The organism is Pontibacter sp. GD7 (assembly GCF_058216375.1).
In genome coordinates, this window is record NZ_JBYZMP010000001.1 from 477,004 (window position 1) to 501,977 (window position 24,974).

Here is a 24,974-nt window from a genome sequence, read left to right on the forward strand (position 1 = left end):
GTGCAATTATTATTATCATTATTAAATAGTCCTACTAACCCCTTGCTGTTTTTATGAAACTCAAACTTTTGTTACTGCTAACTGTAGCCATAAGCTTACTATCCAGCTGCAACTCATCGGAGCCGACAGCAGAAGCCGTGGCGCACCCTGAAACCAACCAGGTAGCCACAGTTGATCTTCCTGAGCCAGCCACAAATGAAACAGAGCTAACGGAATACATTGAATGGAGCAGCTTAAAGCTAAACAATCAGCTATTGTTGGAAGCCAATCTGCGTGAGGTAGAAGCACTGTTTGGCAAACCAGACAGCGTAGTTGTGCCGGACTATGATAACATTTGCCATAACTGCCACTTCTGTACCGAAGAAATGCCGCCCTTTAAAGAAGTATACATTAAAGGCGTAAATTTCGAGCAGTTAAACGATAGCCTCGTATTCTGGTCGGCAGATTTTTCCAGGAATAAAGCGCTGTTCCTGCAAAGCGGCAACATGCGCCTCGACCACAGAACAACTTTAACAGCGTTTCAAAAGCGCTTTCCTGATGCAGTAAAGGAAGCACGAGATGAAGGGAATGAAATTTGGGTAAATATTGCAACTTCAAAACAACCCACGGATGGTGCTTTTATACTTGTGTTCGATAAAAGAGGGTATCTAACTCAATTCAGTTACTGGTTTCCTTGTTAGGGTGATGAGGTTACCTTTGCAAAGTATAAACAACCAGCTTTAATGACCACACAGCCATATACGGTATGCCACGCCCGGGCAGATGAATTTGCCGGTTTAGGGCAGTTAATGGTACAAGTGTACTCGCAACTGGCAGGTTTCCCGAAGCCAACGGAGCAGCCGGCTTATTATACTACGCTTGCCAATATCGGAGACTTCGCGCAGAAACCAGACACAGAGCTTTTGGTAGCTGTAGCTGAAGATGGCAAAATTGCAGGCGGTGTAGTATACTTCAGCGACATGCAGCACTATGGCTCAGGGGGCACGGCCACCCAGGAGAAGAACGCCGCAGGCTTCAGGCTATTGGCCGTAGACCCTGAGCAAAGAGGCAAAGGTATTGGCAAGCTGTTAACTATAGCATGTATCAGCAAAGCAAAAGAAAAAGGCCTGGCTCAAGTGATCATCCACAGCACCAAAGCCATGCAAACTGCCTGGGCCATGTACGAAAGCCTGGGCTTTAAAAGATCAGAAGACCTGGACTTTATGCAGGGAGATTTGCCTGTGTTTGGCTTTAGGTTATACTTAGAGCAAAATCATACTTAGGGTAAAAAGTATAATTTTGCTTAAAAGCATTGGCTATTTTATTCTATTTGTTTTGATTCTCTCGCCCTCGCTTGCCTCTGGCGAGTGTGCGCTATAGTTTGGCCTCCGGCCGCTTTAAGTCTGTTGCTTGAAGTATAAATGTCAGTACGCCACCGTAAAAGCACATTCTCTTTTGAATCAGGTTTCGCTCACAATACCCAAAGGCAAAATCGCTGGACTTATAGTTGAAGTAGGGTCAGATACAATCAGGACATAACTATAAAATTACGATCTGCCGCAAGTTGAAAACCTTATCCTGTCCCATAAATTTACTGGATTAGGCCCTTCTTTAGAAGAATTGTCCCCTTGAGGGCAGGGCCGTTTCATTCTAGTAAATTACACGGTAATGGCGCGTGCGTCCTTGCTCGTGTCGGGCTATGGCTGGGCCTCTGGCCCAGTTGGATTGCAAATCCAACGGTATAACAAGTCACGGATCACAGATCCGCGCCAGCAAAAAATAGAATGAAACACCCCTATGGTAAAATAGTCTCATATCTAAAAAGCCATGGACAACCACGAGTTGAAAACTCGCGGTAGTAGCAGCAATAAAAACCGGTTTATACTTTGGTTGAACTCTTGGCATGAAAAGAAACCCATAAGCCACAAGAGAAACAGGGGTGGAACCCCGGTGCTGCAGAAAATCCTGTTCATCCAATAATCCTGCAAATCCTGATTCAGAATGGCAAAGTAGCTACAGCCTTAACTTAACAGCACCAGAGCTGGAATTATACTTTCACCTTCTCTTCCCTGAATGCTTTCATGCGCACAAAATAATCTTTGGCAGCAGCCATTACTTTAGGTGAAAGCAGCAGCCCCGAAACCATTGTTGGAATCGCCATCATGGCATACAGGCCATCTATTAAGTTGATAACGGCTGTGATAGAAACCACTGCACCGAAAATGATGGTAAGCACATAAAAGTAATTGTACAGGTGCTTATACTTTGCCCCAAACAGGAAGCTGAAGCATTTGGTACCGTAGTAGGAGTAAGAGAACAGCGAAGTAAAGGCAAAGATCATTACGCAGACTACCAGCACATAGCTGCCAAAGCCCGGCATGGCATTGTTAAAGGCGGTTGCCGTCATGGTTACGCCGCTGGCCCCGGAGGTTTGCCAGGTGCCGGTAAGTATAATAGCCAGGGCAGTAAGCGTACAAACCACGATCGTGTCAATAAACGGACCCATCATGGCTACTAGGCCTTCCCGGATCGGCTCGTCGGTTTTAGCGGCGCCGTGCATCATGTCGGCGGTGCCTATGCCGGCCTCGTTAGAAAAAGCGGCCCTGCGCGCACCGGCTATAATAATGGCACCGACAGCACCACCCAGCATCGCGTTGGCAGAAAACGCATCCTCAAAAATAAGGCTGAACGCTGCAGGTATACTTGCATAGTTCATGGCCATGATATAAAATACCGCCAGCATATACAGCACTACCATGCCAGGCACCATCTTGGTGGCCACATGCCCGATGCGCTTGATGCCCCCGAAAATTACCAGGGATACGATCATAACCAGCGTTATGCCAATGCCCAGGTTCCAATAAAGCAGGCTGCGGTCGTTGTCCATGACGATGCCGTTGGGCATTAGCAGTACTTCCCGTACTACCTGTGTTACCTGGTTTGCCTGAAAAATAGGCAGGGTGCCAAACAAGCCGGCTATGGAGAAAAATATGGCCAGAGGTTTCCATTTTTTGCCCAGGCCCTCCACGATCACATACATCGGCCCGCCCTCGAGGTGGCCTCTGCTGTCGCGGCCACGGTACATAACAGCCAGCGTGCAGGTAAAGAACTTGGTAGCCATGCCCACAAAGGCGCTTACCCACATCCAAAAGAGCACACCCGGCCCTCCCACGGCTATGGCAACCGCCACGCCGCTGATGTTACCCATGCCCACCGTAGCTGCCAACGCACTTGACAAAGCCTCGAAATGATTGATATCGCCGGGGTCGTTCGGGTCGTCGTACTTGCCGCGAAGCACATTAATGGCATGTCCCAGGTAGCGGAACGGTAAAAAGCCGGAGTACAGCATAAAGTAAAAACCGCCACCCATTAGCAGGATAAGCAGCGGCATGCCCCAGGCTGCATCGCTGAACGCAGCAAAAATCTTCTCTAATGCTTCCAAATCAGGTAAATATACTTTTGATGAAGATACGAATATAGGCATGAATCGCAAAACAACGTATGGTATGCTACGTGCATACTTGCCTTGCCTGCAAGTATAATTTTTAGGCAAGGCTGCACCATCAAGATTCATTGTAATGTCATGTCAACATACATCATTGTTTTAACGGTTGTAGGCCTTGCCGCCCTTTCTATGGCATGGGTGCCCTCGCTGCTGAAACGCACATTTATTTCTTACCCCATGGTATACATGCTGTTGGGGATGTTGGTGTACCTGCTGCCATACGAGCTGCCGCAGCCGGACCCGATCTGGCGCGAGGAGTATGTGGTGCACCTCACAGAGCTAATCGTGATCATCTCGCTGATGGGCTCAGGGCTGAAGATCAGGCGCAAGGTAAGCTGGAAAAACTGGCAGATACCGCTAAGGCTGGTAAGTATAACCATGCTGCTTTGTATTGCCGGGCTGGCCTTGCTGGGTTGGGGCGTACTGGGCATGGCGCCTGCCGCAGCCATACTTTTAGGCGCTGTGCTGGCGCCAACCGACCCGGTACTGGCAGAGCAGGTACAGGTGGGCCCACCCCACGAGAAAGAAGAGGACGATGTGCGCTTTTCTCTTACTGCGGAGGCCGGCCTGAACGACGGTATGGCTTTTCCGTTTACTTGGTTGGCCGTGGTGGTAGCCATTGCCGCCGGTACGAAAGGCGACTGGCTGGCAGACTGGTTATGGCGCGACCTTATTTACCGCATTGTGGCTGGCCTGGCCATTGGTTGGCTTATTGGCCGCGCGCTGGCCTATCTTATCTTCCAACTGCCCCGACGGTCAAAATTCCCGCGAGCGGAGGATGCTTTTCTGGCGCTTTCGGCCACGCTGGTATCGTATGGCATAACGGAGCTGGCACATGGCTATGGCTTTATTGCGGTGTTTGTTACGGCCATAACCCTAAGCAGCTACGAGCCGGAGGATAAGTACCACACCGAGATGCACGACTTCGTAACCCAAGTGGAGCAGATACTGATGGTGATGCTGCTGCTGCTCTTCGGGGGTAGCCTGATGTACGGCCTGCTGAACTACCTTACCTGGCAGGGCGCAGTGGTCGGGCTGGTGTTCCTGTTCCTGATAAGGCCGGCGGCTGGGTTAGTGGGTATGCTGGGGGTAAAAGTGCCCCTGCACGAAAAAATGGCGATCAGTTTTTTTGGCATACGGGGTATCGGTTCTTTTTTTTACCTATCCTTTGCCCTGGATAAAATTGATTTTGTGGATGCGCCACAACTTTGGTCGGTGGTGGGGTTTATCGTGATGATCTCCATTATCATACATGGGTTTACTGCCTCCAAAACCATGGGCTACCTGGACAAGCGCCGCAAAAGAAAGCGGGCAACTGCTGAGGATGTTATCAATTAATACCTAATGAGCACAGATGATTAAAGTATAGTTTTGCTTTTGCCTATCTTGTAAATCATCAATAAGCCATACTTGCCATACATGCATTTACTCAACAAACTGGATCTGCCCGACGCCGAAGTATACTTTGCCCCTCATTTCTTTAATAAGGATGAAAGCGACGCATACTTTGAACGGCTGATGGAGGAGGTGAACTGGCAGCAGGAAAGTATAAAGATGTTTGGAAAACTGCTGCCCATGCCCCGGCTTACGGCCTGGTACGGCGATAAAGGCTATACTTACTCTGGACTGCAAAACAAACCACAGCCCTGGCTTCCCGTTTTACAGGAACTGAAAGAGCGGGTAGAGCAGGCAACCGGCGCAAAGTATAACAGTGTGCTGCTAAACCTGTACCGCAGCGGGCAGGATAGCATGGGCTGGCACTCTGATAATGAAGCGGAACTGGGGCCAGAGCCGGATATAGCCAGCCTTAGCTTTGGCGGCGAGCGGAAATTTAGCTTCAGGCACCGAGCCGACAAAAGCATAAAGCCCAAAAGTATAAACCTGAGCCACGGCAGCTTGCTGCTGATGCGTGGGCCAACCCAGCACCACTGGCTGCACCAGGTTTCAAAGACCGCACGCACCGTAGAGCCCAGAATTAACCTGACCTTTCGTAAAGTGATTTGATAAAGGTTTGGCATTAAACACCGGAAATCTTTACTTTACAAGAAACAACTGCGCAACCTCTGTTATCATGACCAAAAGAAAGAACATCGCCATTATGGGAGCCGGACTGGTTGGCTCGTTACTGTCTTTGTACCTGGCTAAGCGCGGCCATAAAGTGGATGTGTACGAACGCCGGCCTGATATGCGCAAAACAACCCTGGATGGCGGACGTTCGATTAACCTGGCCCTGAGCGACAGAGGCTGGCGTGCCCTGCGCGGCATTGGCATTGAGGAGGATGTGCGCAAAGTGGCTATCCCGATGCAGGGGCGCATGATGCACGATGAATCCGGGAAGCTTACCTTTCAGCCATATGGCAAAGAGGGGCAGTTTATTTACTCGGTATCGCGGGGTGGGTTAAATGCAGCTTTAATGAACCTGTCGGAGCCCAACGATGCGATCAACTACCATTTTAACCGCCAGGCACTGGATGTGAACCTGCGCGAAAACAAAGTGCAGCTGCTTAACACCGAAACCAATGAAACGGAAACCATACAGCCGGACCTGCTTTTCGGGGCTGACGGTGCCTATTCGGTAGTGCGCAGCGCCATGCAGAAAACAGAGCGCTTTAACTACGAGCAGAGTTACCTGGAGTATGGCTACAAAGAACTGACCATACCTGCCGGGCCAGGAGGGGAGTGGTTGCTGGAGAAGAACGCACTGCACATTTGGCCTCGCGGCAACTACATGATGATTGCATTGCCTAATATTGACGGCAGCTTTACCTGCACGCTTTTCTTCCCTTACGAAGGAGAGCGTTCGTTTGCAGCCATCAAAAACGATACCGACCTGCTTAATTTCTTTTTGGAGGTATTCCCGGATGCGGTGCCACTGATGCCGAACCTGGCCGAAGATTATTTCTCTAACCCGATCGGGTCTTTGGTAACGATAAAGTGCTTCCCATGGAGCTATGAGGATAAGTCGCTATTGATCGGGGATGCCTGCCATGCGGTAGTGCCTTTCTACGGGCAGGGCATGAACGCCGGCTTTGAAGACATTACGGTGCTGGACCAGATGCTCGATGGCTTTGACGGAGATGACTGGGAGGTGTTGTTCAAGGCGTTTGAGCGCAGCCGCAAACCTAATGCCGATGCCATCGCCGACCTTGCCGTGATGAACTTTATAGAGATGCGCGACAAGGTTGCAGACCCGCGCTTCCTGCTTCGCAAAAAGATAGAGGCCAAAATTTCGGAGCAGTTCCCGGATAAATGGGTGCCACTGTACTCCATGGTTACTTTCTCCGATTACCCTTACTCTTACGCCCTGGAAACCGGCCAAATGCAGGATAAGATCATGCGCAAGGTGATGAAGCACATCCAAAGCACGGATGACTACTACAAACCCGAAGTACAGAAGTTACTGGAAAAGCAATTGGTGCGCAAAGAGAAGCTAAAGCCTTACCAGACACAGGAAGTATAACCGCGCAGCTCTTCAGTTGCTTTTACTTATCCAGCCAGGCTTTAAAATCCTGTACTTTCTCGCGGCTCACCACCACATCTCCGGCTGGGGTAGGGTGGTGTAGTTCCAGCTTTAAGCGGCTGTTAGACCAGGCTATAATGTCTTTCAGGGCTTTAAGGCTTATCAGGTAGCCACGGTTCACCCGAAAAAAACAGTCAGGGTCTACCAGGCCTTCCACCTGTTCTAAAGTATAATCTATGGCGTAGCGCTTTCCGGTTATAGTTTGCAGAAAAGTGGCTTTCTCGTAGCTGTAGAAGCAGGCAACCTCCTCAACGGGAATCGTGTGCAGGTGCTCGCCTACCTTTACCACAAACCTCGATTTATAGCTTTTGCCCCCGTTTATCAGTTGCATTGCCTGCTCCAGTGCGCCAACCTGGGGGGAAGCCGCGTGGCTGTTCAGCTTCCTGAATTTTGTTAGCGCAGCCTGTAGTTCTTCTTCATCAATGGGTTTTAGCAGGTAATCAATACTGTTTACTTTAAAGGCCTTTATGGCATAGGCATCATAGGCTGTCGTGAAGATGACGGGTACATCTACCTGCACCTGCTCAAATACCTCGAAGCTTAAGCCGTCGGCCAGCTGTATGTCCATAAAGATCAGGTCCAGCTGGGGTTTGAGGCGAAGCAACTCCACTGCTTTGGCCACAGAAGCGGTAGTGGCAATAACCTGTGCTGAGTTATCCAGTCGTTGCAGAAGGGTTGTCAGTCTGTCTGCGGCCAGCTTTTCGTCTTCAACTATAAGTATGCGCATTTTCTTTTATGTGCAGGATTGGCAGCTTTACCGTAAAGTGCTGATCGGTTTGTTGTATCTGTACTTTCTTGTTCGTCAGGAAGCTATAGCGCGACTTAATGTTCTGTAAGCCAGTGGCAGTGGATGTTTCCCGGGCACGGCGTTCCTGCAGGTTGTTTTGTACCACCAGGTAATCTTCCTCCAGGTATAAATGTATACTTAAAGGCGATTCCTCCAGGGCTATATTATGCTTGATGGCGTTTTCCAGGAGCAGCTGCAGGGCCAGCGGAGGCACTACGATGTTGCCATCTGGCGGCAGGTCGTTCTGTAAAAGTATGGCATTGCCGTGCCGTATCTGCTGCAGGTAAAAGTAAGACTGTATAAAATCGACCTCCTGCTGCAGCGGCACCACTTCCTTTTGGCTGCTATCCAAGAGGTAGCGGTATACTTCCGATAGTTTCCGGATAAACTTTACAGCCAGCTTTTGATCTGTTTCAACCAGGCTGGTCAGGGCATTCAGGCTATTGAACAGGAAGTGAGGATTTACCTGCGCTTTCAACGATTCATACTGTGACAGGATGTTTTCCTTCTGAAGCCGCTCCACGTTAATGGCCATCTCACGCCAGCTATGGAAAAAAGAGAGGCTGTACATAATAAAAGTGATAAGGGAGGTTATGCCTATCTGAAAAAGCAGCATGTTTCTGAACCCTGGTGTAGCAACGATGTTGAAATCATTGCCTTTTACAACCACATAGTAAAGGATATCAATCACCAGAAACACAAGCGTAGAGTAAACAAGCATAGCCAGCACCGACAGCACAAAGCGTTTACCGGGTTCCTTCAGCCAGCTTACATACTTACTTAGCCCTTCGGCAATGTATCCGTTTCCTAACCAGATAGGGAGTATAAGTGCAAAGTTAAAAGCAGCGTTTATGAGAAATCGTTTCAAGCGGAACTCCTCACCTAAATCAAAGAATACCTGAAGGGAAACAGCCAATGCAAGCATGGCCAACAGGTTTTTAATGAAAGTATGCCGGCCATCCGGTTTACCAGAGTCGGTACATAAAGCCTGTTGGATTTGAATTTCCTGCATATCCTTAAATATAAGCATCAGGAGGGAAAAAGCCTCCTGATGCGGCTACTACTTGAAGCTGGGAGTTAAAATGATCAGTTACACCTGGCAAGCATGGAGTCGTTTTGGGCTTTGCCCCAGCTGGGTGCAAACGCAGAGGCCGGTTTTTGCGATTCATACTTTGTTTTAGCCTGCTCAAAGTAAGGCTTGGCCGCTGCCGGTCCGCCCCCGAACATGGATGGCGTATGAAACAGGTTAGAGCCCATCAGGTAGTGTACACGCGGGTTGTCTGGGTTTATACTTTTGGCCTTCTCCAGAGCTGCTGTGGCCATGCCGCTATACTTCATGCCCCGTGCCATCGGCGACACCTGTATGCGCACCATGTGCAGCAGTCCTTGTAGGGCATGCAGCTCCGACTCTTTCGGCTCCAGCTTCTGGGCCTTTTGCAGGTAGTCCTGCGCCTTGTCCAGGTAGGCATCCTTCTTATCGTTGTCTTTTTCGTGATTACACATATTGATATAGCTCAGACTGGCATAATACAAGGGTAACCACTGGTTTTGCTCTGTGCCGGCAATACGCTCGAACAGGTTGGCAACCTGCTGGTACTCTTCTACTGTTTTGGCTTTGCCCAAAGCTTCCAGGTTCTGGCCCATAGCCGACTCGAAAGCGGGGTTTTGCGCAAAGGCGGTAAGTGTAAAAAATAAGGCAGTTGCAAAAAGAATAATGTGCTTTCTCATGGTCTCTAAAATTTATTGTTGATTCATAATTCATAATCAGGCGCAGCCCTAGTGGTGAATGCCTTTCCCCCCGAAGTTGATGAAGACACCTGCGAAGACGAAGCGCTTGGCCGGCGGGCCTACTTCCATACTTTGGTAGTGGCCTGTTTCGTCCGGGGAGCCGGCGTAGCGATAACCAAACACCTGCTCAGTTCCCAGTAGATTGGTAACAGATAAGTACACTACCGTAAAGTTTCCCCGGATATTGGTGAGGTAGCTGGCGTTAAAGCTGAGGTCGTGGTAGTTTGGAGTGCGCCCCTGGTTAAAGCCAGCCATGTTTGGGTTGTGGTAAGGCCGACCACTCGCAAAGGTATACGTGGTTCCAAGTTGTGTTTGCAGCTTGGGTACAAAGTGCTTGTATACTATAGCCAGGTTATGCCTGGATGCAAAGGCTGGGCTTGTCTGCTGCGGATAATCTCGGTAGTTACGGCGTGTGTCCAGTAGCGAGTAAGACACCCAGTAGTCTCCGTGCTTTATACTTTTGCGGTCGCGCCAGAAAATGTCCAGGCCTTTGGCGTAACCGTTGCCCTGGTTGTTGTAGGCAGTGGCCAGGTATGGTTGCTCGGGGTTATACTTTATAAGATCATCATACTTCTTGTAATAGCCCTCTACCCTGAAAGTGCGTTCGTCTTGCTGATGCTGGTAATTAAGAATGTAATGTGTGGCGTTCTCATATCCCAACTCATCATTGATCTTAAGAAACTGCGCTTCAGGTAGCTGGTAAAACCTGCCATAGGCTGCAGATAGTTGGCTGCTTTGGTTCAGCTTGTAGGCCAAAGACAGCCGTGGAGCCAGGTTGGCTTTGCGTAGTAACGCCGAATATTCTGCCCTTGCCCCGACACGTGCCACGAAGCTGTTGCTCAGGTACCAGTCTGCCTCGGCAAAAAGGGCTGGCAACGATTCCGTGAAACCGGCTTTTATACTTTGTTGCTGTCGTGTCTGTTGGTATTGCTGCTCATACTTTCGAAGGGTTAGCTCTGTACCTATTTTCAGCCAGAGTGGGTCTGCTGCCTGGTGTTCCAGCATCGCCTTTGACTGTAGCGTGTTATCCTGCTCTGTTATGTGCTGCTCATCTACATGTACCTTATCGTTGTTTCGCATATAGCTAACACCGGCTTGCAGCGTAGTCTTTTCGGTAAGCAAGCCCTGGAAAGTGGTATTGCCAAAATAGTTGTCGTTAGATAGGTTTATATTGTTTGTGTGGCCGTCAGGTGTGGGCTGTTCTAAGGCAAGTTTAGAGGTGTTGTAGCTGCTGTAGGCCCTAACCATACCTGTTGTCGATGTTTTATACCTGAAAACCAATGAACCGCCTATACTTTCCGGGGCATGGTGCCACTTGATGTTTTGATTGACCAGGCCAGTGTAAGGAGCCAGGTTGCTGTGATCGGCAGTCAGGGCAAAGGAGGTATTTTCCCAGCGCAGTGTGTGCGAAGCGCCTAGTCCCACCGACATCAATGACAGGCCGGTTTCTGTCTTATCGGGTAGTCCGTTGGTTTTTAGCAGCAGCGCTGACGAAAGTGCCTGGCCATACTCGGCAGAGTAGCCCCCCGAACTAAAGGTAGTGCCACTGAACATGAAAGGTGAAAAACGGCCCCGGGCAGGCACATCCGGCACTGAAGAGTTGTAAGGCCGCTGCACCAGCAGCCCGTCAATAAAGGTTTTGGTTTCGTAGCTGTCGCCGCCACGCACAAACAGTTTGCCTTCTTCGCCTATGCGCTGCGCACCTGGCAGGGTGTTTATGGCTGCATAAATATCAGCAGTAGCACCGGCTGTTGTCGCAATATCAAGCGAGCTAAGTATAGTGCTGCGTTTTTCATCCCCAGCCTCAAATGCACCGGCTGTTATGGTTACCGCATTCAGCTGGCTCTGTTTTTCTTTTAGCTTAAAGTATACTTTCACAGGGCCCGCTGCCTCAAGATCTATACTTTGCTCTTGTGGCTCATAGCCTAAAAAACTTGCTACAATTGTTTGTTGCCCTGCAGCGGTGCTCTTAAACTCAAAAGTGCCATCTGTGCCTGTTGATGCCCCGTTGTAGCTCCCTTTCACAAAAACATTGGCCCCAATAACCGGCTGCCCCTGCATATCAAGTACCTGGCCCGAAACAGTATATTGCCTTTGTGCCAGTACCAGCAGTGGGGTAAGCCAAAATAAGAGTATGCCTGTAAATGTCCTTTTCATAGTCGTAGCGTGTAAACTTCGACTCAAAGGTGCATAGGCTATAAGGGTAAGTAAATTAAAACCCGACGAACCGCCGGATCAAATGGATGAATTGTAGGAAAGCCGCGAGATGGAAAAATACAGACTCGAAGTATAGCGGAATGCTGGAGAGAGTATAGGTTAAGAAAAAAAATAAGGGCAGTAGAAGTACTGCCCTTGTCTTTTATAAGTGAGATCGCTTTACTTCAAAACTGAAAGCTTTGTTACAGCCTTCGCGTTACCTGACTGCACTGATACGAAATAAATGCCGCGCGCCATTTTCTCCAGGCTAAGCGTGTGCTCAAAAGTGCCGCTTGCTTCAGACCAAGACTCGCTGTGAACCACTACACCTCTCATATCCACTACCTGTAGCGATACGGAAGAAGATCTGTCTGCTACAGTAATGGACACGGTTGCCTCTGTATTGGCAGGGTTCGGATAAACCAACACCTCATTTGCTAAACCAAAATCAGCTGAGGCTGAACTGGAGGCCTCGGCAAACATGCCTGCTTTGGCACCGGCAAAGGTTGCTCTTGGGCCACCAGAGGCAAATACCGCTCTCATTCTGTCTTTCTGGCCATACGTGAACATGTACATGCAACGGTCATAAGTATAATCCATGAAGTTCATCCACATGTCGCTGGTGTTGTTGCAGGAAGGCTTAGGGAAGGTAGGGCAGCCACCGTTGGAGCCCTGCTGGGTTGGGGTATCGTCCACGTAGTCGTTGCCGCAACGTCTGTCGCCCCAGATGTGGCGCAGATTTAGCCAGTGGCCCACTTCGTGCGTGGCAGTACGGCCTAAGTTATAGTTGCCGGCAGTGCCCCCAGGCAGTGAGCTGTACAAGCACACTACACCATCGGTGGCCGGGTTGCCCCCCGGAAACTGCGCATAGCCTAACAAGTTGTTGCTCAGGTTACATACCCAGAAGTTAAGGTACTTGCTCGAGTCCCAGGCATCGCTGCCACCTCTGTTGTTGAACTTCATGTCATCGTTTGAGGAGAATGCAGTAACGGAAGTTTGTTTTCTCACAACTGCTGCCAGCGTAAACTCGATCTCAGAGTCGGCATCCAGGGTGCCAAACAAACTTGGTACGTTGGATGCATCAGCGTTCTGCTTTCTGAAGTCTTCGTTCAGCACGCGCAACTGCTCGGTTATCATAACGTCCGAAACGTTTTGAGCAGTAGTATTGTACAACACATGGAAGACCACCGGTATTTTGATGATCACGCCCGTTGGTGCGGGCTCTGGTCCGGGTGTACCTGGGTCGGTTGGGTCTGAAGGCTTACCTTTGCCGTTGCCGTTTGCAGTAACTTCTTTCGTGAAGCGTTCAATGGCTTCCATTCTTTTCTCAAGGCCCGGGTTTTCCTTTAGGTGCCTTTCATAAACATCCATGGTGGCGCAGCTTTTCTTCAGCAGCCCCTGCTGTGCAAAGCCCAGCGTGCTTGTCAGTACCAGTAAGGAGATTAGACTGAGTAAATGTTTTTTCATAAGATGAGGGTAAAGTGAGATAATGTGAATGAGATGTTTTACGTAGTCTCCAAAAGTTAGGCTAATAATGTTTATACAATAAATTGCCTGAGCACAAATTTTTCTGGCTGCTTTCTTTACTATCTGTTACCTGCTCATCTGTTTTGCTATAGTTGCGCCTTAAGGGAGTTTATGAAGCATGTTATTGATGCAGTTTTTTAGAGCTGCCAGCAAAATAAAAGGCCCACTGGTATAGCGGGCCTTTCAACTATAGAAAAGAAAACTCTTTACTCCATGGGCTGCTGGGCTGAGGGCTCCTGGCCACGGGCAAACTCCACGATTTTAAAAGTCTTGTTGCGGCGGTCGTAGTAACCGTAGTGCAGCTTATCGCCATACTTGTAAACCGTCTTTAGTTCCGGCTCAGGCTTTAGTTCCTGCTCATAGGTTTCAACTTTATCCTGCAATACCACTGGTTCTTTCCCGTCCTCAGCAGGTACTTTTGCCAGGCCATCTGTCGTAATAACTGACCTAAAGTATGTGCTGATGCCCGGGCCTGACGGAATATTGCTTCCTCTGCTGAAAGGGTCGTAGAAAAAGCGGCTATAGTATGGTGAGTTCAGGTAATAGCTCGGAATGTTATAAGCTGGCACCCAACGGCCTGGCAACATCATCAAACCACGTGATGTCTGCACATACCTGTCAGGGGTGCGTACCATCCTGGTTGGGTCCTGGTTAAAAGCGTTATCCGTATCAGGTGCTTTGTAAGAGCCTATGGTAAGCTGCAACGAGTTATCATCATACGTATCCACGGTAATGGCCGGCACACCACTGGCAAGGTTCTTCATCACTTTGGATGTTTTCTCGATCACAGTATTGTCCGGAGAGAACAGGCTTCTGGCACCACGCTGGTAAACAGGCGTAGACTTAATCGTGATCTCCTCATCACCTGTATAACTATACTCTTTAATTGGCTGCAGCGAGTTAAAGTCGTAGGCAGCCAGCTTAAACTGGTCTTTGTTCAGGTGCACACGGAATAACTTGTTTTTGTACAGGAAAGAATTAAAGTTAGGCGTGCTTCGCTGGTCAGCTGCCGGCAGTGTTCTATACTTTGTCTTACCGGTGTTCCAGTCCAGGGTCAGAATTTCAGTGGTAGTTTCATCGCTGCTTTTGCCCCTAAGGTGGAAGCCGTCAAATATCATGTGTATCTTATCGCCTTCCGAGTAGATCTTGCTTCGGTGGTAGCCTGTGAACACATTGTGCTGCATATCAGGGTGCACAAAGATCATATCAGATTCCCGGGCATTACGCACACGGGTACGCGGCATCTCCTCCGACCTGAATATCTTGTGCTCCATATGCGCCACATCGGCATCTGAGTCACGGTACAGGTGCATGTCGTTGTCCCTGTCGGTGTAGAGCATGTAAAAGTGCTCCTTGTCGCCAAAGCCACCCACAAACGTTACATTACGCTCCAGGTTTATCTGCTCGTCCTGCATGGTGCGGAAGGCGCCTGTTTCGCGGTTAATGGCAAAAGGGCGCAGGTACTCACGGCGGCCATTCACATAACGGCTATAGAACACAAACTCATCGTCGGTAACGCGGGTACCCAGCAACTGTGGTTCCTGGGAATAGCGGTAAGGTATTTCGTGTCGCGCAATCTGTTTGCCATCCGGTGCGATCAGGGCAAAATTCAGGGCGCGGTTCTGGTAGTAGTAAATACACACGTTGCCATGATCATCGGCCAGGGTAACCAGGTCCTCGGCGCGGTTCATGGGCAGTTCTATTGTGGCAAACTCCTGTTGGGCATTAGCTGTAAATGCTGTAGCGCCAGCCAGGAGCAGGCTAAAGATTAGTTTACGCATAGTAAGGAGCTTAAAAATCATACTTAATAAGTTGAGCAAATTTCTAGCCAAAGTATAGCTAAAGCTGTGTAAGCGTTGATTTTATCTTAGTTAACGGCACTGCTCGTGGCTTCTTGTATACTATTATGCTGCGGCTCAAGTGCAACTATCTTTAGCTGCCTGGTTCTCTTTTCGAGGTATCCGTAGTGCAGCTTGCCTTTATAGGCGTAGGTTACAAGAGCGCCTATACTTGCCTTCCCTGTTATCAGGCGGTTAGTGTGCTGGGTAATCAGGTCGGATGTGCCTACTCTGCTCACCCCGTTCACAATCTCAAAAGTCTCTGCATCCAGGTAAGATCTATAGTACGTGTTTTTCTCTTTCGGGGGAGCCTCGTTGGCAGCTATTTTTATAAACATCAGAGCCGCCATAACCGGTATTGCCCCCGGTCCCATGGAGCTCATAAGTCCGGCACCGGTGGGTAGCATGGCGGCCGGGTTATTTTTTACGTCGTAGGTGCCAAGCTGCAGCTCAATAGTATTGCCGGGTGCGTTGTTAGCCACTACGGCCACCAAACCGTTGTGCATTTTCTGGATCATGGTGCGGGCTGTCTCTACCTGGTTGGCATCTGGTAATTTGTTGGCCTGTACTACTGCCGTTGCCTGCAGTGCTATCTTATCGTCGCCGGTAAACTTGTAGCTTTTGCTAGGAGCAAGGGTTTCGGCATCATATATTTCCAGCTGTACGATGTCTTTGCCTGTCATCACATACCTGAACAGTGCGTTATTGAAAAGGTAAGAGGAAAAGTTCTCATTGTTGGTGTCTTCTATATAAGGCAATACATTAAAAGCAGAGGTTTCTGTGTTTAGGTCCAGCGTAAGGATTTCTGTGGTCAGGTTCCTGCGGCTAACCCCTGGCCCCGCAAAGCCATCGAAAAGGAAGTATAATTTGCCTTGGTGCAGAAACAGTTTTTTAGGGAATTGTGCCTGATACAGTTCATTGTCAAGGTCTGTGCCTATGTAAACAGGAGAGGTGGTAGGCTTAAACAAGCGGTCCTCCATGTACATGTAGGCATTCAGGTTATACTTCTTCAGGGTGTAGTGTTGCTCCGAGGTAAAAGCAGCTACCTGCATGGTGTTGGTCTTTTTGCTGTAGTATACAGCGTAAAAGGTGCTGTCGGAGGTGAAGGCCTGTAACAGCTGGCTACGCGGGTCCAAGGGCAAGGATACCGACTCGATATGCACCAGCCTGCCAGTATTTTTATTGAGGTAGTAAGGCTGTATGGATTCTCCTCCGGAACTATTCCTGCGCTCAAAGTACACAAATTTATCCCTTAAAGGTAGATCGCCGAGCAGTTCGGGCATACTTCCCAGGGGCTTAGGTTTGGAAAGACGAGCTTTAACTTCTCCCTTATTGTTTAAGTGCAGAAAATGAACCTCTTCCTGCGTTACTGCATAAAGACAGATCTCCCCATCAGCGGAAACAGAGGATTTAAGGTAATCCGCTGTGCGGAAAGGCACCTGGAAACTGGCGAATTCTGTCTGCCCGAACACAGTGCCTGTAACTGCCAGTAAAGCAGTAAGAAGAGTGTAAAGTTTGTTCATTTATTTCGTGTTGGTATGATGCGCTGAATATAGGTGAAAATCTATTCGGTAGTATCTATCTAAAACAAAAAAGCCCGGCCATACTTTGGCCGGGCTCTCTTGTAAAGTATAAATACTTTTAAAACTCTGCGTTTTGTGGTGTTCTCGGGAAAGGAATCACGTCGCGGATGTTACCCATGCCTGTTACGAACTGCACCATGCGCTCGAAGCCAAGTCCGAAACCAGCATGCGGACAGCCACCAAAACGGCGGGTATCCAGGTACCACCACAGAGCTTCTTCCTCAATGCCAACGCCTTTCATGCGCTCCACCAATATATCTAAACGCTCCTCACGCTGCGAACCACCCACGATCTCACCGATGCCTGGGGCAAGTATGTCCATGGCAGCTACGGTTTTGCCGTCGTCGTTCAGGCGCATGTAAAAAGCCTTGATATCTTTCGGGTAGTTGGTCACGATCACTGGCTTCTTGAAGTGTTTCTCTACCAGGTAGCGCTCGTGCTCGCTCTGCAGATCGATGCCCCAGCTAACCTCATACTGGAATTTCTTCTTCTTGTAGTGGTTCGAGTTAAGCAGGATGTCAATAGCCTCGGTGTAGGTTACACGCTCAAAGTCGTTGTTCACCACGAACTCCAGCTTCTCCAGCAAGGTCATTTCCTGGCGTTCGTTCTGTGGCTTGCTCTTGTCCTCCTCGGCCTGGCGCTGCGCTAAGAACTCGATATCCTCGCGGTTGTTCTCCAGGGCGTAGCGGATAATGTATTTGATAAACTCCTCGGCCAGGTCAGCGTTCATTTTCAGGTCGTAGAAAGCCATCTCCGGCTCAATCATCCAGAACTCGGCCAGGTGGCGCGTAGTGTTGGAGTTCTCGGCACGGAATGTTGGTCCGAAAGTATAAATATCGCTGAAGGCCATCGCTGCCAACTCGCCCTCCAGCTGCCCGGACACAGTAAGGTTGGTGGCTCTCCCGAAGAAGTCCTCTTCGTAGTTTACTTCTCCATTCTCTGTACGTGGCGGGTTAACCGGATCTAAAGTAGTTACACGGAACATCTCACCGGCACCCTCCGCATCAGAAGCCGTGATGATAGGCGTGTGCATGTACACAAAACCCTTCTCGTTGAAGAACTTATGCACGGCAAAAGCCAATGAGTTACGCACTCTGAATACAGCACCAAATGTGTTAGTACGGAAGCGCAGGTGCGCGATCTCACGCAAAAACTCCAGCGAGTGGGCTTTTTTCTGCAGCGGGTATGTTTCAGGGTCGGCTTTGCCCAGTACTTCTATACTTGAAGCCTGTATCTCAAAAGCCTGGCCCTTGCCCTGCGAGGCAACCAGTGTGCCCGTTACAGCAACGGCCGCACCGGTAGTAACGTCTTTCAGATTCTCTTCGCTGAACTTCTCAGCGTCAGCCACTACCTGCAAATTATTTATCGTAGAGCCGTCGTTCACGGCGATAAAATTCACAAACTTATTTCCGCGCTTTGTGCGCACCCAGCCTTTGAGCAGAACCTCCTGGTCTACCAAGGCACCCTGTAGCAGATCTTTTACTTTTGTGCGTTGCATGTGTAATGGTTTATAGAGTATCAGGACACAAGTAGCAAGATACAAGACAAAATCAACCCCTGCTTACACAGTATAAAGCAGGCCGTTTTGGCTACTTTACCTTTATAGACAAGCGGTGAAACTATACTTTAAAAGTCTTGTGTCTAACGTCCTGATACTTGTGTCTTCTAATAATTTCTCAAAGTAACGATATTTTAACCTTTTTTTTAAATGAGAGTAAAATTATCCTAACTTTGGAAGTGCACGATACAGCACTAATTTCTCTTTTAAAACTATGCAGCGACTCGATTTAAGACAACTTTTATCCCAGAAGCTATCGCCGCAGCAGATACAATTTATCAAGCTGCTGCAGATACCTACTGCTGAGTTGGAGATGCGCATAAAAGAAGAACTGGAAGTAAACCCCGCGCTGGAAGAGGGCCGCGAAGAACCTACCGAAGAGTATAGCGATAGCGAAGACTACGAAGAGGACTACAGCAAGGATGATGACCTTGACATAGACGATTACCTGCACGACGACGAGATAAGCGGCTACAAGATGCAAGGCGACCGTGGCGGCGACGAGGAAGACAGGGAAATGCCTATTGCCATGTCGTCTACGCTAACTGACTCGCTGATGGACCAGCTCGGTTTTCTGAGCCTGGACGACAAGCAATACACCATTGGCATGCAGCTGATCGGAAGTATAGACCATGATGGTTACATACGTCGCGACCTGCGCTCTATTGCCAACGACCTGGCCTTTTCGCAGAACGTTGAAACCTCGGAAGAGGAGATAGAGCAGGTGCTGCAACTGATCCAGACCTTTGACCCTGCCGGCATTGCTGCCCGTGATCTGCCTGAGTGCCTGTTGCTGCAGCTGGAACGCCGCGAGCAGGACGACACCACCATACTTGCCGAACGCATCATCAAAGAATCGTTTGACGAGTTTACCAAAAAGCATTACTCCAAGATACAGAGCAAGTTCGGGGTGTCGGAAGATGAGCTGAAAAAAGCCATCGACGTGATCATCAAACTGAACCCGAAACCGGGTGGGGCAGGGGCCAGCATGACACGCGTGCAGTACATCATCCCGGATTTTATACTTACCAACAACAACGGGGAATTGGAGTTGTCGCTTAATGCCCGCAACGCCCCGGACCTGCGCATTAGTCGTTCTTATGCCGACATGTTCGATGCTTATGACAAGTCGGACAAAAAGGACAAGAAGCTGAAGGAAACCGTTGCCTTTGTGAAGCAGAAACTGGATGCAGCCAAGTGGTTTATTGATGCCATACGCCAACGCCAGAACACACTGCTACGCACCATGGAGGCCATCATAAAATACCAGCACGACTTTTTTCTGGAAGGCGATGAAAGTATGCTGCGCCCCATGATCCTGAAAGACATTGCCGAGGAGATTGGCATGGACATCAGTACCGTGAGCCGCGTGGCTAACAGCAAAGCCGTGCAAACAGAGTTTGGCATTTATCCGCTCAAGTACTTCTTCTCAGAGGGTATCGCCACTGACTCCGGCGAGGACGCCAGCAGCCGCGAGGTGAAGCACATCTTAAAGGAGATCATCGACAACGAGAACAAGCGCAAACCGCTCTCCGACGAGAAAATTGAGAAGATGCTGAACGAGAAAGGCTACAACATTGCCCGCCGTACCGTGGCCAAGTACAGGGAGCAGCTAAACATACCCGTGGCCCGCCTGCGTAAAGAACTCTAATTAATTGATAAATTGTTAGCTTGTTAAATTGTTTATCGGTGTGTATTACTTAAACAGGTTTAGCAATGATTCCCTCAACATGGGCCTTTTAACTCTTTGACTTTCTAACTCTCTAACTCTTTAACTCCAAAGTGAATCGTTCCCTGGCGCAGTTGCTTTCCGTTGTTTTTCACCCGCTGCTTCTGCCTACATATTTGTTTGCCTTTATACTATACTACATGCCGGCATCTATGCTCACGCTGCCTTTAGAGAGCCGCTGGGTAGTGATGACCATGATCGTATTATCAACGTTTGTGGTGCCAGGGATAGGTGCTTACGCGATGGTGCGTATGGGCTACCTCGATAACCTTGCAATGGAAAAGCGTGAGCAGCGAAGTTTACCTTTACTTTTTACAGGGGCATGCTATGGCGTCACGGCTTATTTACTTTATAACACCTCTGCTCTGGATGAGATCTTTTTCTTTGTGATGGGCCTGATCGCAGCCTCTGTTTTCCTGACCTACTTTGTTTCGCTGTTCTGGAAAGTAAGTGCCCATAGTGTAGGCATGGGCGGTGCCCTGGGTTTGCTTATGGTGCTAAACCGCCTGATGCCGGACGGCTCTATCACAATGGCGATAATTGTAGCGATTATACTTAGCGGGGCAGTGCTTTCGGCAAGACTGGCACTGCACGCGCACACGCCTTCTCAGGTGTATTCCGGCTACGGTGCCGGTTTGCTACTGGTGATCATCACAGCCTATATCGCTATTTAAAATAAGGAAGACGCCCCCGTTTAAGAGCGTCTTCCTTGTTTATACTTAGTATCGGCACCTTACTGCTTCACTATTCTGCGGGTAATGTTAGCGTTGTTCTCATCGGTAACTTTAACCATATAAACACCGGCAGGCAGCTTGCTGATGTCTACAGAGGTAGTGGCTGCCAGTCGGTTTTGTTCATATACTTTTTGCCCTGTTATGCTGTAGATGTTTAGCGTGGCGTTTCGAACCTTAGTAGCATCCAGCGAAATACGCAGTGTATGCTGTACTGGGTTAGGGTATACTTCGGTGGCCTGTGCCAGCACATCGTTAGCTGCGCTTGTAACAGTAAGCGTTGTAAAGTTAGAGTACACATAGCGTTCAGAATTCACAAAAGCATCTGTAGCCGGGCTAAACTCCTGCACCACAATCTCTGTAATGCTGCCATTATTATCTCTCGTTATGATGGCTTTTTCCTCATTGCTTCTCACCCAGCTATTGGTGCTTGTTTCATACGCTTCCTCCAATGTGCCAAAAGAAGTTGTTGTTAAGTATGTCTCGCCAGAGGTAATCTCTTTTGTAGTATAACGCAGGTTTGGTATAAGGTTGCTGCCCTCCACGTTATACTCAGTTTCTACAACTGTTCTGGTTTGTGCGGCTGCGTCCTGGCTGTACTGGTATTCATACTTATACTTGTTCCAGGTGCTGGTGGTGGCGTCCAACTCTTCCAGGAAATAGCTGCTGCGCTCAAAGGAGTTACCCGCATAAACAATATCTGTTTCTTTTTCAGTCAAAACCCAGTTTTCGCCCTGTCTTTCATAAGTAGTTGTAGTTGCAGGTCTGCTGTCGCTGCCGTTATAAGTATAGTTTATTTTTTCGTCCAAAGTCCATACAGGGGTAACAGATGAATAAGACTCTGTGATGGTTTCTGTTACCTGGCCGTTTGTACGGGTATGAGTCCTCCGTATGCCCATAGACAGTACCCAGGAGTTGTTTGCCCAGTTATATACACTAAAACTGTTCAGCATTTCTCCGTCCATGCTCATCGTCATCTTCATGGCATTCACCCAGGTATTGTTCTGCCACTGCTTCAAAACTGTTTCTGTTGGTTCTCCCTGAGCGTTATAAGTGTTAGTATACTGTGCCTGATTTACGTTGTCTGGTAGGCTAATCACGGTCACGGTTTCTTTCAGACCACGGTTGTTATAGGTAATGTTGGTGCGGGTTACTTCTTCCCACTGGTTATCATCTCCCCAGGTGCTGTATACTTCTGTCTGCGCCACCCGCACAGCCTCGGCAAATGCCATCTGGGCTTTTTCTGTAGCGGTAAGCCTGCTGTTTTTAAGTGATGATGGGAGGATGGATTTGCCTGTTAAGGCGGATAATTTTTGAGCCTGCAGGGCAGGGCATACCAATAAGGCTGCTGCGAACAGCAGTACTGTAAACACTTTTTTCATAGTAATATATAGTTTTATAGGTTTGGTAGCACAGTAAACTATAAACGAGTTATAGCCCTGATACTCAGAATGAACTGAGCTGTAATCCGACAAATATAAGCTACCGGGAATTAAGTTGCATGTTATTAGTTATAAATTTTGTTAAAATAATATTAACACAGGGTGTGGGATGATTCGACTAGGGTTGTGGCTTGCCATAAGCGGCTGTTTTATTAACTTTGGCTATCTACAACAAAAAAGACAAGTATGGCTTACGAGTGCTTATTATATGATGTGCAGGATGGCGTTGCAACCATCACGCTAAACCGACCAGACGTTTTCAATGCCTTTAACGACCAGCAAAGCTACGACCTGCAGGATGCCCTGAAGCAAGTAGCCCGCGACGAACAGGTGCGTGTGGTAGTATTAACGGGTGCAGGCAAGGCTTTCTGCTCTGGTCAGGACCTGAAGGCAATTGCCAGTGCAAGCAAACGCGATCTGTCAGAGTCGTTGGAGAAACGCTATAACCCGATCATCAGGGCCATGCGTAATTTGCCCAAGCCAATTATCTGCAAACTGAATGGCGTGGCTGCCGGTGCCGGTTGCTCGCTTGCCCTTGCCTGCGACATGGTAGTGGCTTCCACGGCTGCCAGCATGATCGAGGTTTTTGTGAACGTGGGGCTGGTGCTGGACTCCGGGTCTTCATACTTTCTGCCGCGTGTGGTTGGCTCTTTAAAAGCGTTTGAACTTAGCACGCTTGGCTCTAAGGTTTCGGCTGAGGAAGCGCTGCAACTGGGCATGGTAAACAAAGTAGTGACACCCGAAGAGCTGGATGCCGCTGTGGCCGAGCTTGCCGCACGCTATGCCGCTGGTCCAACAAAGGCTATCGGTATGATGAAGAAGATGCTGAACAAGTCTTTTAACTCTACCCTGGATGAGATGCTGGACTATGAGGCCTATTGCCAGAAAATTGCCGGTAACTCCGCAGACTATAAAGAAGGAGTAACCGCCTTTAACGAAAAAAGAAAGCCGCAATTTAAGGGAGCTTAAGCAACAAGTTATAACAGGAAAGCCAGCCACAGTGCTGGCTTTTTTTATGCTAAGTTTTTTAAGCTATTTACGAAGTATTCGGTCATTTATACTTGTGATACAAACTTTTAAGGGGCTTGGCGTGAGGTGAGTCTCGTTTAATATAGTTTAATGATTTAACAGCCTCAGTTATGAAAAAGAATGTATACAGCACACTGATCCTTCTGCTGCTCCTGTTGGTAGTAGCACCCAAAGCGAAAGCCCAGAACTGCAATGATTTTATGCTGCTCAAGAACAATGCGCAGTACGAGATCCTGACTTACAACAGCAAAGACAAACTGGAGACAAAAGCCACCTACCAGGTTAAAAGTGTGAACCGCAGCAATGGACAGCTAGAGGCCATCATCCACACGAAAGTATACGATAATAAAGACAAGCCGGTATCGGAAGGGGAGTTTACCGTGGCCTGCGACGGCGGCACGATTTCGATGGATATGCGCTCGCTGATGAACCCCGGTATGACTGAGGCCTACAAGAACATGGAGATAAGTATGGAAGGTGACAAAATGCTATACCCTGGCAACCTGAGGGTCGGCCAGAAACTCGAGAACGGCACCATGACCATGACCGTGAAAGACCAGGCCAGCGGCCAGGCCATAACCACCATGACCATGAAGATCACAGACAGAACAGTAGAGGGCAAAGAAAGTATAAAAGTGCCGGCCGGTACCTACAACAGCTTCAAGATCAGGCAAAATTCCGAGATGGAAAACCGCGCGATGGGCATGAAGATGCCGGGTATGAAAATGCAGACAGTAGAGTATTATGTGCCGAACATAGGCATGGTGCGTTCAGAAACGTACCGCAATGGCAAACTGGTATCGTACAGTGTTTTAAGCAAGGTGAGTAACTAGCCATTGCAGTTTTAAACCCAAATCAAAAGCCGGCCATACTTCAGGTATGGCCGGCTTTTGATTTAAGGGAGGCTGCAATTATCGCAGCTGTATGATTTTCTTTCTGCCGTTGATGGTTACCTCGGCGATTTTGTCGCATGGTTCGCCGCCTACGGGGTCGTAGTTTACAGACAGGGTGCCACCGCGCTCGTTGGTAATAGTAAGTATACCGGATACGAAGTTTCTGGCACATCCGAAGCTAAGCACCTTTTTAAGCGGCTGCTCAATTTTAGCGGTATAGGCTATTCCCCTGCGGTTTACACCGGATGCCTCACCTGTAATCACCCACACATCATCAGAGATGCGTGGCGTGTCGTAGCCCGCGATTTTTTCTACCACGCGGTTTGCCTGCCAGGTAGCAGTAGCGCCTTCCGGGGTGGTTATACTTGCACCGGTTACCACCACGCTTACCTTTCTGTTGCCCAGGTTTGTTTTAACCTTAGTGCCCTGTATGCGGTTGTCGTTTACGAAGTAGTTTTGTGGCGTAATGGTTACCGTTGAGCCTACTGTCCCAAACGGCCCGTTAAACACAGCCACGATCTTACCGCGGCGGGTCAGGCCATCGCGGCAAAGGCAATTGGTTGTGCCAAAATCGATGGTAAGGGTGCGAGTGTCTTTGTTGTAGCTTGCAGTGGCGCAGGACGGAAGACTTTCGGCTGCGGCCATACTTCCGGCCAGCAAAGGTTCTGCGGCAGCGGCATCCTCCACGAAAGAGTCAACGGATGTCAATTCGTTTTCAGCAACGGCGTTATCCTCGGCAGACTCTACCTCAAGCGCGGCCTGAGCGTCGTCCATGCGTTGGCAGGCTGTGATGGCCAACGTGCTTCCCAGCAACATCAGCGTTAAAAAGTTGAAAAGTTGTTTCTTCATAACATTCTAGCTTTGTAGGT

General features: G+C 48.9%; 20 protein-coding genes. 9 read left to right on the forward strand and 11 right to left on the reverse strand.

The features are described from left to right. Positions 1-53: 53 nt before the first annotated feature. Together AC4BAP_RS01965 and AC4BAP_RS01970 are read left to right on the forward strand one after the other, a co-directional pair. Positions 54-680, forward strand: a complete 627-nt coding sequence (locus tag AC4BAP_RS01965) for a hypothetical protein (protein WP_490580930.1) — start codon at positions 54-56, stop codon at positions 678-680. Positions 681-722: 42 nt separating this feature from the next. Then, the gene (locus AC4BAP_RS01970) at positions 723-1,262 is read left to right on the forward strand and encodes a GNAT family N-acetyltransferase (RefSeq protein WP_490580931.1); all 540 of its coding nucleotides are present in this window, start codon (positions 723-725) and stop codon (positions 1,260-1,262) included. A gap of 764 nt (positions 1,263-2,026) precedes the next feature. Here AC4BAP_RS01970 and AC4BAP_RS01975 read toward each other — a convergent pair. After that, positions 2,027-3,370, reverse strand: a complete 1,344-nt coding sequence (locus tag AC4BAP_RS01975; protein ID WP_490581146.1) for an alanine/glycine:cation symporter family protein — start codon at positions 3,368-3,370, stop codon at positions 2,027-2,029. Between the two features lie 192 nt (positions 3,371-3,562). Between AC4BAP_RS01975 and AC4BAP_RS01980 the strand changes: the two genes are divergently transcribed. The 3 genes from AC4BAP_RS01980 (at position 3,563) to AC4BAP_RS01990 (ending at position 6,944) form a co-directional block, all read left to right on the forward strand. Further along, positions 3,563-4,822 (forward strand): cation:proton antiporter, encoded by a 1,260-nt coding sequence (locus AC4BAP_RS01980; RefSeq protein WP_490580932.1) that lies wholly within the window; start codon positions 3,563-3,565, stop codon positions 4,820-4,822. Positions 4,823-4,903: 81 nt separating this feature from the next. Further along, entirely contained in the window at positions 4,904-5,488 is a 585-nt protein-coding gene (locus AC4BAP_RS01985; protein WP_490580933.1) for an alpha-ketoglutarate-dependent dioxygenase AlkB family protein, read from the forward strand. A gap of 67 nt (positions 5,489-5,555) precedes the next feature. Continuing rightward, a complete protein-coding gene (locus AC4BAP_RS01990) occupies positions 5,556-6,944 on the forward strand; it encodes an FAD-dependent oxidoreductase (RefSeq protein ID WP_490580934.1) in 1,389 nt (462 codons plus the stop codon). A gap of 22 nt (positions 6,945-6,966) precedes the next feature. On the opposite strand, the gene AC4BAP_RS01995 is transcribed toward AC4BAP_RS01990, so the two are convergent. The 8 genes from AC4BAP_RS01995 to asnS form a co-directional block, all read right to left on the reverse strand. Then, positions 6,967-7,731: a LytR/AlgR family response regulator transcription factor gene (locus AC4BAP_RS01995; RefSeq protein ID WP_490580935.1), complete on the reverse strand. Its 765-nt coding sequence runs from the start codon at positions 7,729-7,731 to the stop codon at positions 6,967-6,969. Further along, entirely contained in the window at positions 7,712-8,803 is a 1,092-nt protein-coding gene (locus AC4BAP_RS02000) for a sensor histidine kinase (protein WP_490580936.1), read from the reverse strand. Before AC4BAP_RS02000 ends, AC4BAP_RS01995 begins: the two co-directional genes overlap by 20 nt. A gap of 74 nt (positions 8,804-8,877) precedes the next feature. Continuing rightward, positions 8,878-9,519 carry a tetratricopeptide repeat protein gene (locus AC4BAP_RS02005; protein ID WP_490580937.1) on the reverse strand — a complete coding sequence of 214 codons (642 nt, stop codon included), beginning with the start codon at positions 9,517-9,519 and terminating at the stop codon, positions 8,878-8,880. A gap of 48 nt (positions 9,520-9,567) precedes the next feature. Next, positions 9,568-11,736, reverse strand: a complete 2,169-nt coding sequence (locus AC4BAP_RS02010; protein ID WP_490580938.1) for a TonB-dependent receptor — start codon at positions 11,734-11,736, stop codon at positions 9,568-9,570. A 219-nt stretch (positions 11,737-11,955) separates the two neighbouring features. Further along, entirely contained in the window at positions 11,956-13,242 is a 1,287-nt protein-coding gene (locus AC4BAP_RS02015) for a M43 family zinc metalloprotease (protein ID WP_490580939.1), read from the reverse strand. Between the two features lie 266 nt (positions 13,243-13,508). Next, positions 13,509-15,083: a hypothetical protein gene (locus AC4BAP_RS02020; RefSeq protein ID WP_490580940.1), complete on the reverse strand. Its 1,575-nt coding sequence runs from the start codon at positions 15,081-15,083 to the stop codon at positions 13,509-13,511. 86 nt (positions 15,084-15,169) lie between these two features. Then, positions 15,170-16,663: a hypothetical protein gene (locus tag AC4BAP_RS02025; RefSeq protein WP_490580941.1), complete on the reverse strand. Its 1,494-nt coding sequence runs from the start codon at positions 16,661-16,663 to the stop codon at positions 15,170-15,172. Between the two features lie 118 nt (positions 16,664-16,781). Then, the gene (asnS, locus tag AC4BAP_RS02030; protein WP_490580942.1) at positions 16,782-18,221 is read right to left on the reverse strand and encodes an asparagine--tRNA ligase; all 1,440 of its coding nucleotides are present in this window, start codon (positions 18,219-18,221) and stop codon (positions 16,782-16,784) included. 274 nt (positions 18,222-18,495) lie between these two features. Here asnS and rpoN point away from each other — a divergent pair, with 274 nt between their 5' ends. Both rpoN and AC4BAP_RS02040 read left to right on the forward strand, forming a co-directional pair. Next, positions 18,496-19,932 carry an RNA polymerase factor sigma-54 gene (gene rpoN / locus AC4BAP_RS02035; protein WP_490580943.1) on the forward strand — a complete coding sequence of 479 codons (1,437 nt, stop codon included), beginning with the start codon at positions 18,496-18,498 and terminating at the stop codon, positions 19,930-19,932. A 131-nt stretch (positions 19,933-20,063) separates the two neighbouring features. Further along, positions 20,064-20,684, forward strand: coding sequence for a hypothetical protein (locus tag AC4BAP_RS02040; RefSeq protein ID WP_490580944.1), 621 nt, complete (start codon positions 20,064-20,066; stop codon positions 20,682-20,684). A gap of 59 nt (positions 20,685-20,743) precedes the next feature. On the opposite strand, the gene AC4BAP_RS02045 is transcribed toward AC4BAP_RS02040, so the two are convergent. Beyond that, positions 20,744-22,123, reverse strand: a complete 1,380-nt coding sequence (locus tag AC4BAP_RS02045) for a T9SS type A sorting domain-containing protein (protein WP_490580945.1) — start codon at positions 22,121-22,123, stop codon at positions 20,744-20,746. A 246-nt stretch (positions 22,124-22,369) separates the two neighbouring features. On the opposite strand from AC4BAP_RS02045, the gene AC4BAP_RS02050 reads away from it, so the two are divergent. Together AC4BAP_RS02050 and AC4BAP_RS02055 are read left to right on the forward strand one after the other, a co-directional pair. Next, positions 22,370-23,152 carry an enoyl-CoA hydratase-related protein gene (locus AC4BAP_RS02050; RefSeq protein ID WP_490580946.1) on the forward strand — a complete coding sequence of 261 codons (783 nt, stop codon included), beginning with the start codon at positions 22,370-22,372 and terminating at the stop codon, positions 23,150-23,152. A 170-nt stretch (positions 23,153-23,322) separates the two neighbouring features. Further along, positions 23,323-24,045: a TapB family protein gene (locus AC4BAP_RS02055; RefSeq protein ID WP_490580947.1), complete on the forward strand. Its 723-nt coding sequence runs from the start codon at positions 23,323-23,325 to the stop codon at positions 24,043-24,045. 78 nt (positions 24,046-24,123) lie between these two features. On the opposite strand, the gene AC4BAP_RS02060 is transcribed toward AC4BAP_RS02055, so the two are convergent. Next, positions 24,124-24,954, reverse strand: a complete 831-nt coding sequence (locus tag AC4BAP_RS02060) for a hypothetical protein (protein WP_490580948.1) — start codon at positions 24,952-24,954, stop codon at positions 24,124-24,126. Positions 24,955-24,974: the final 20 nt, after the last annotated feature.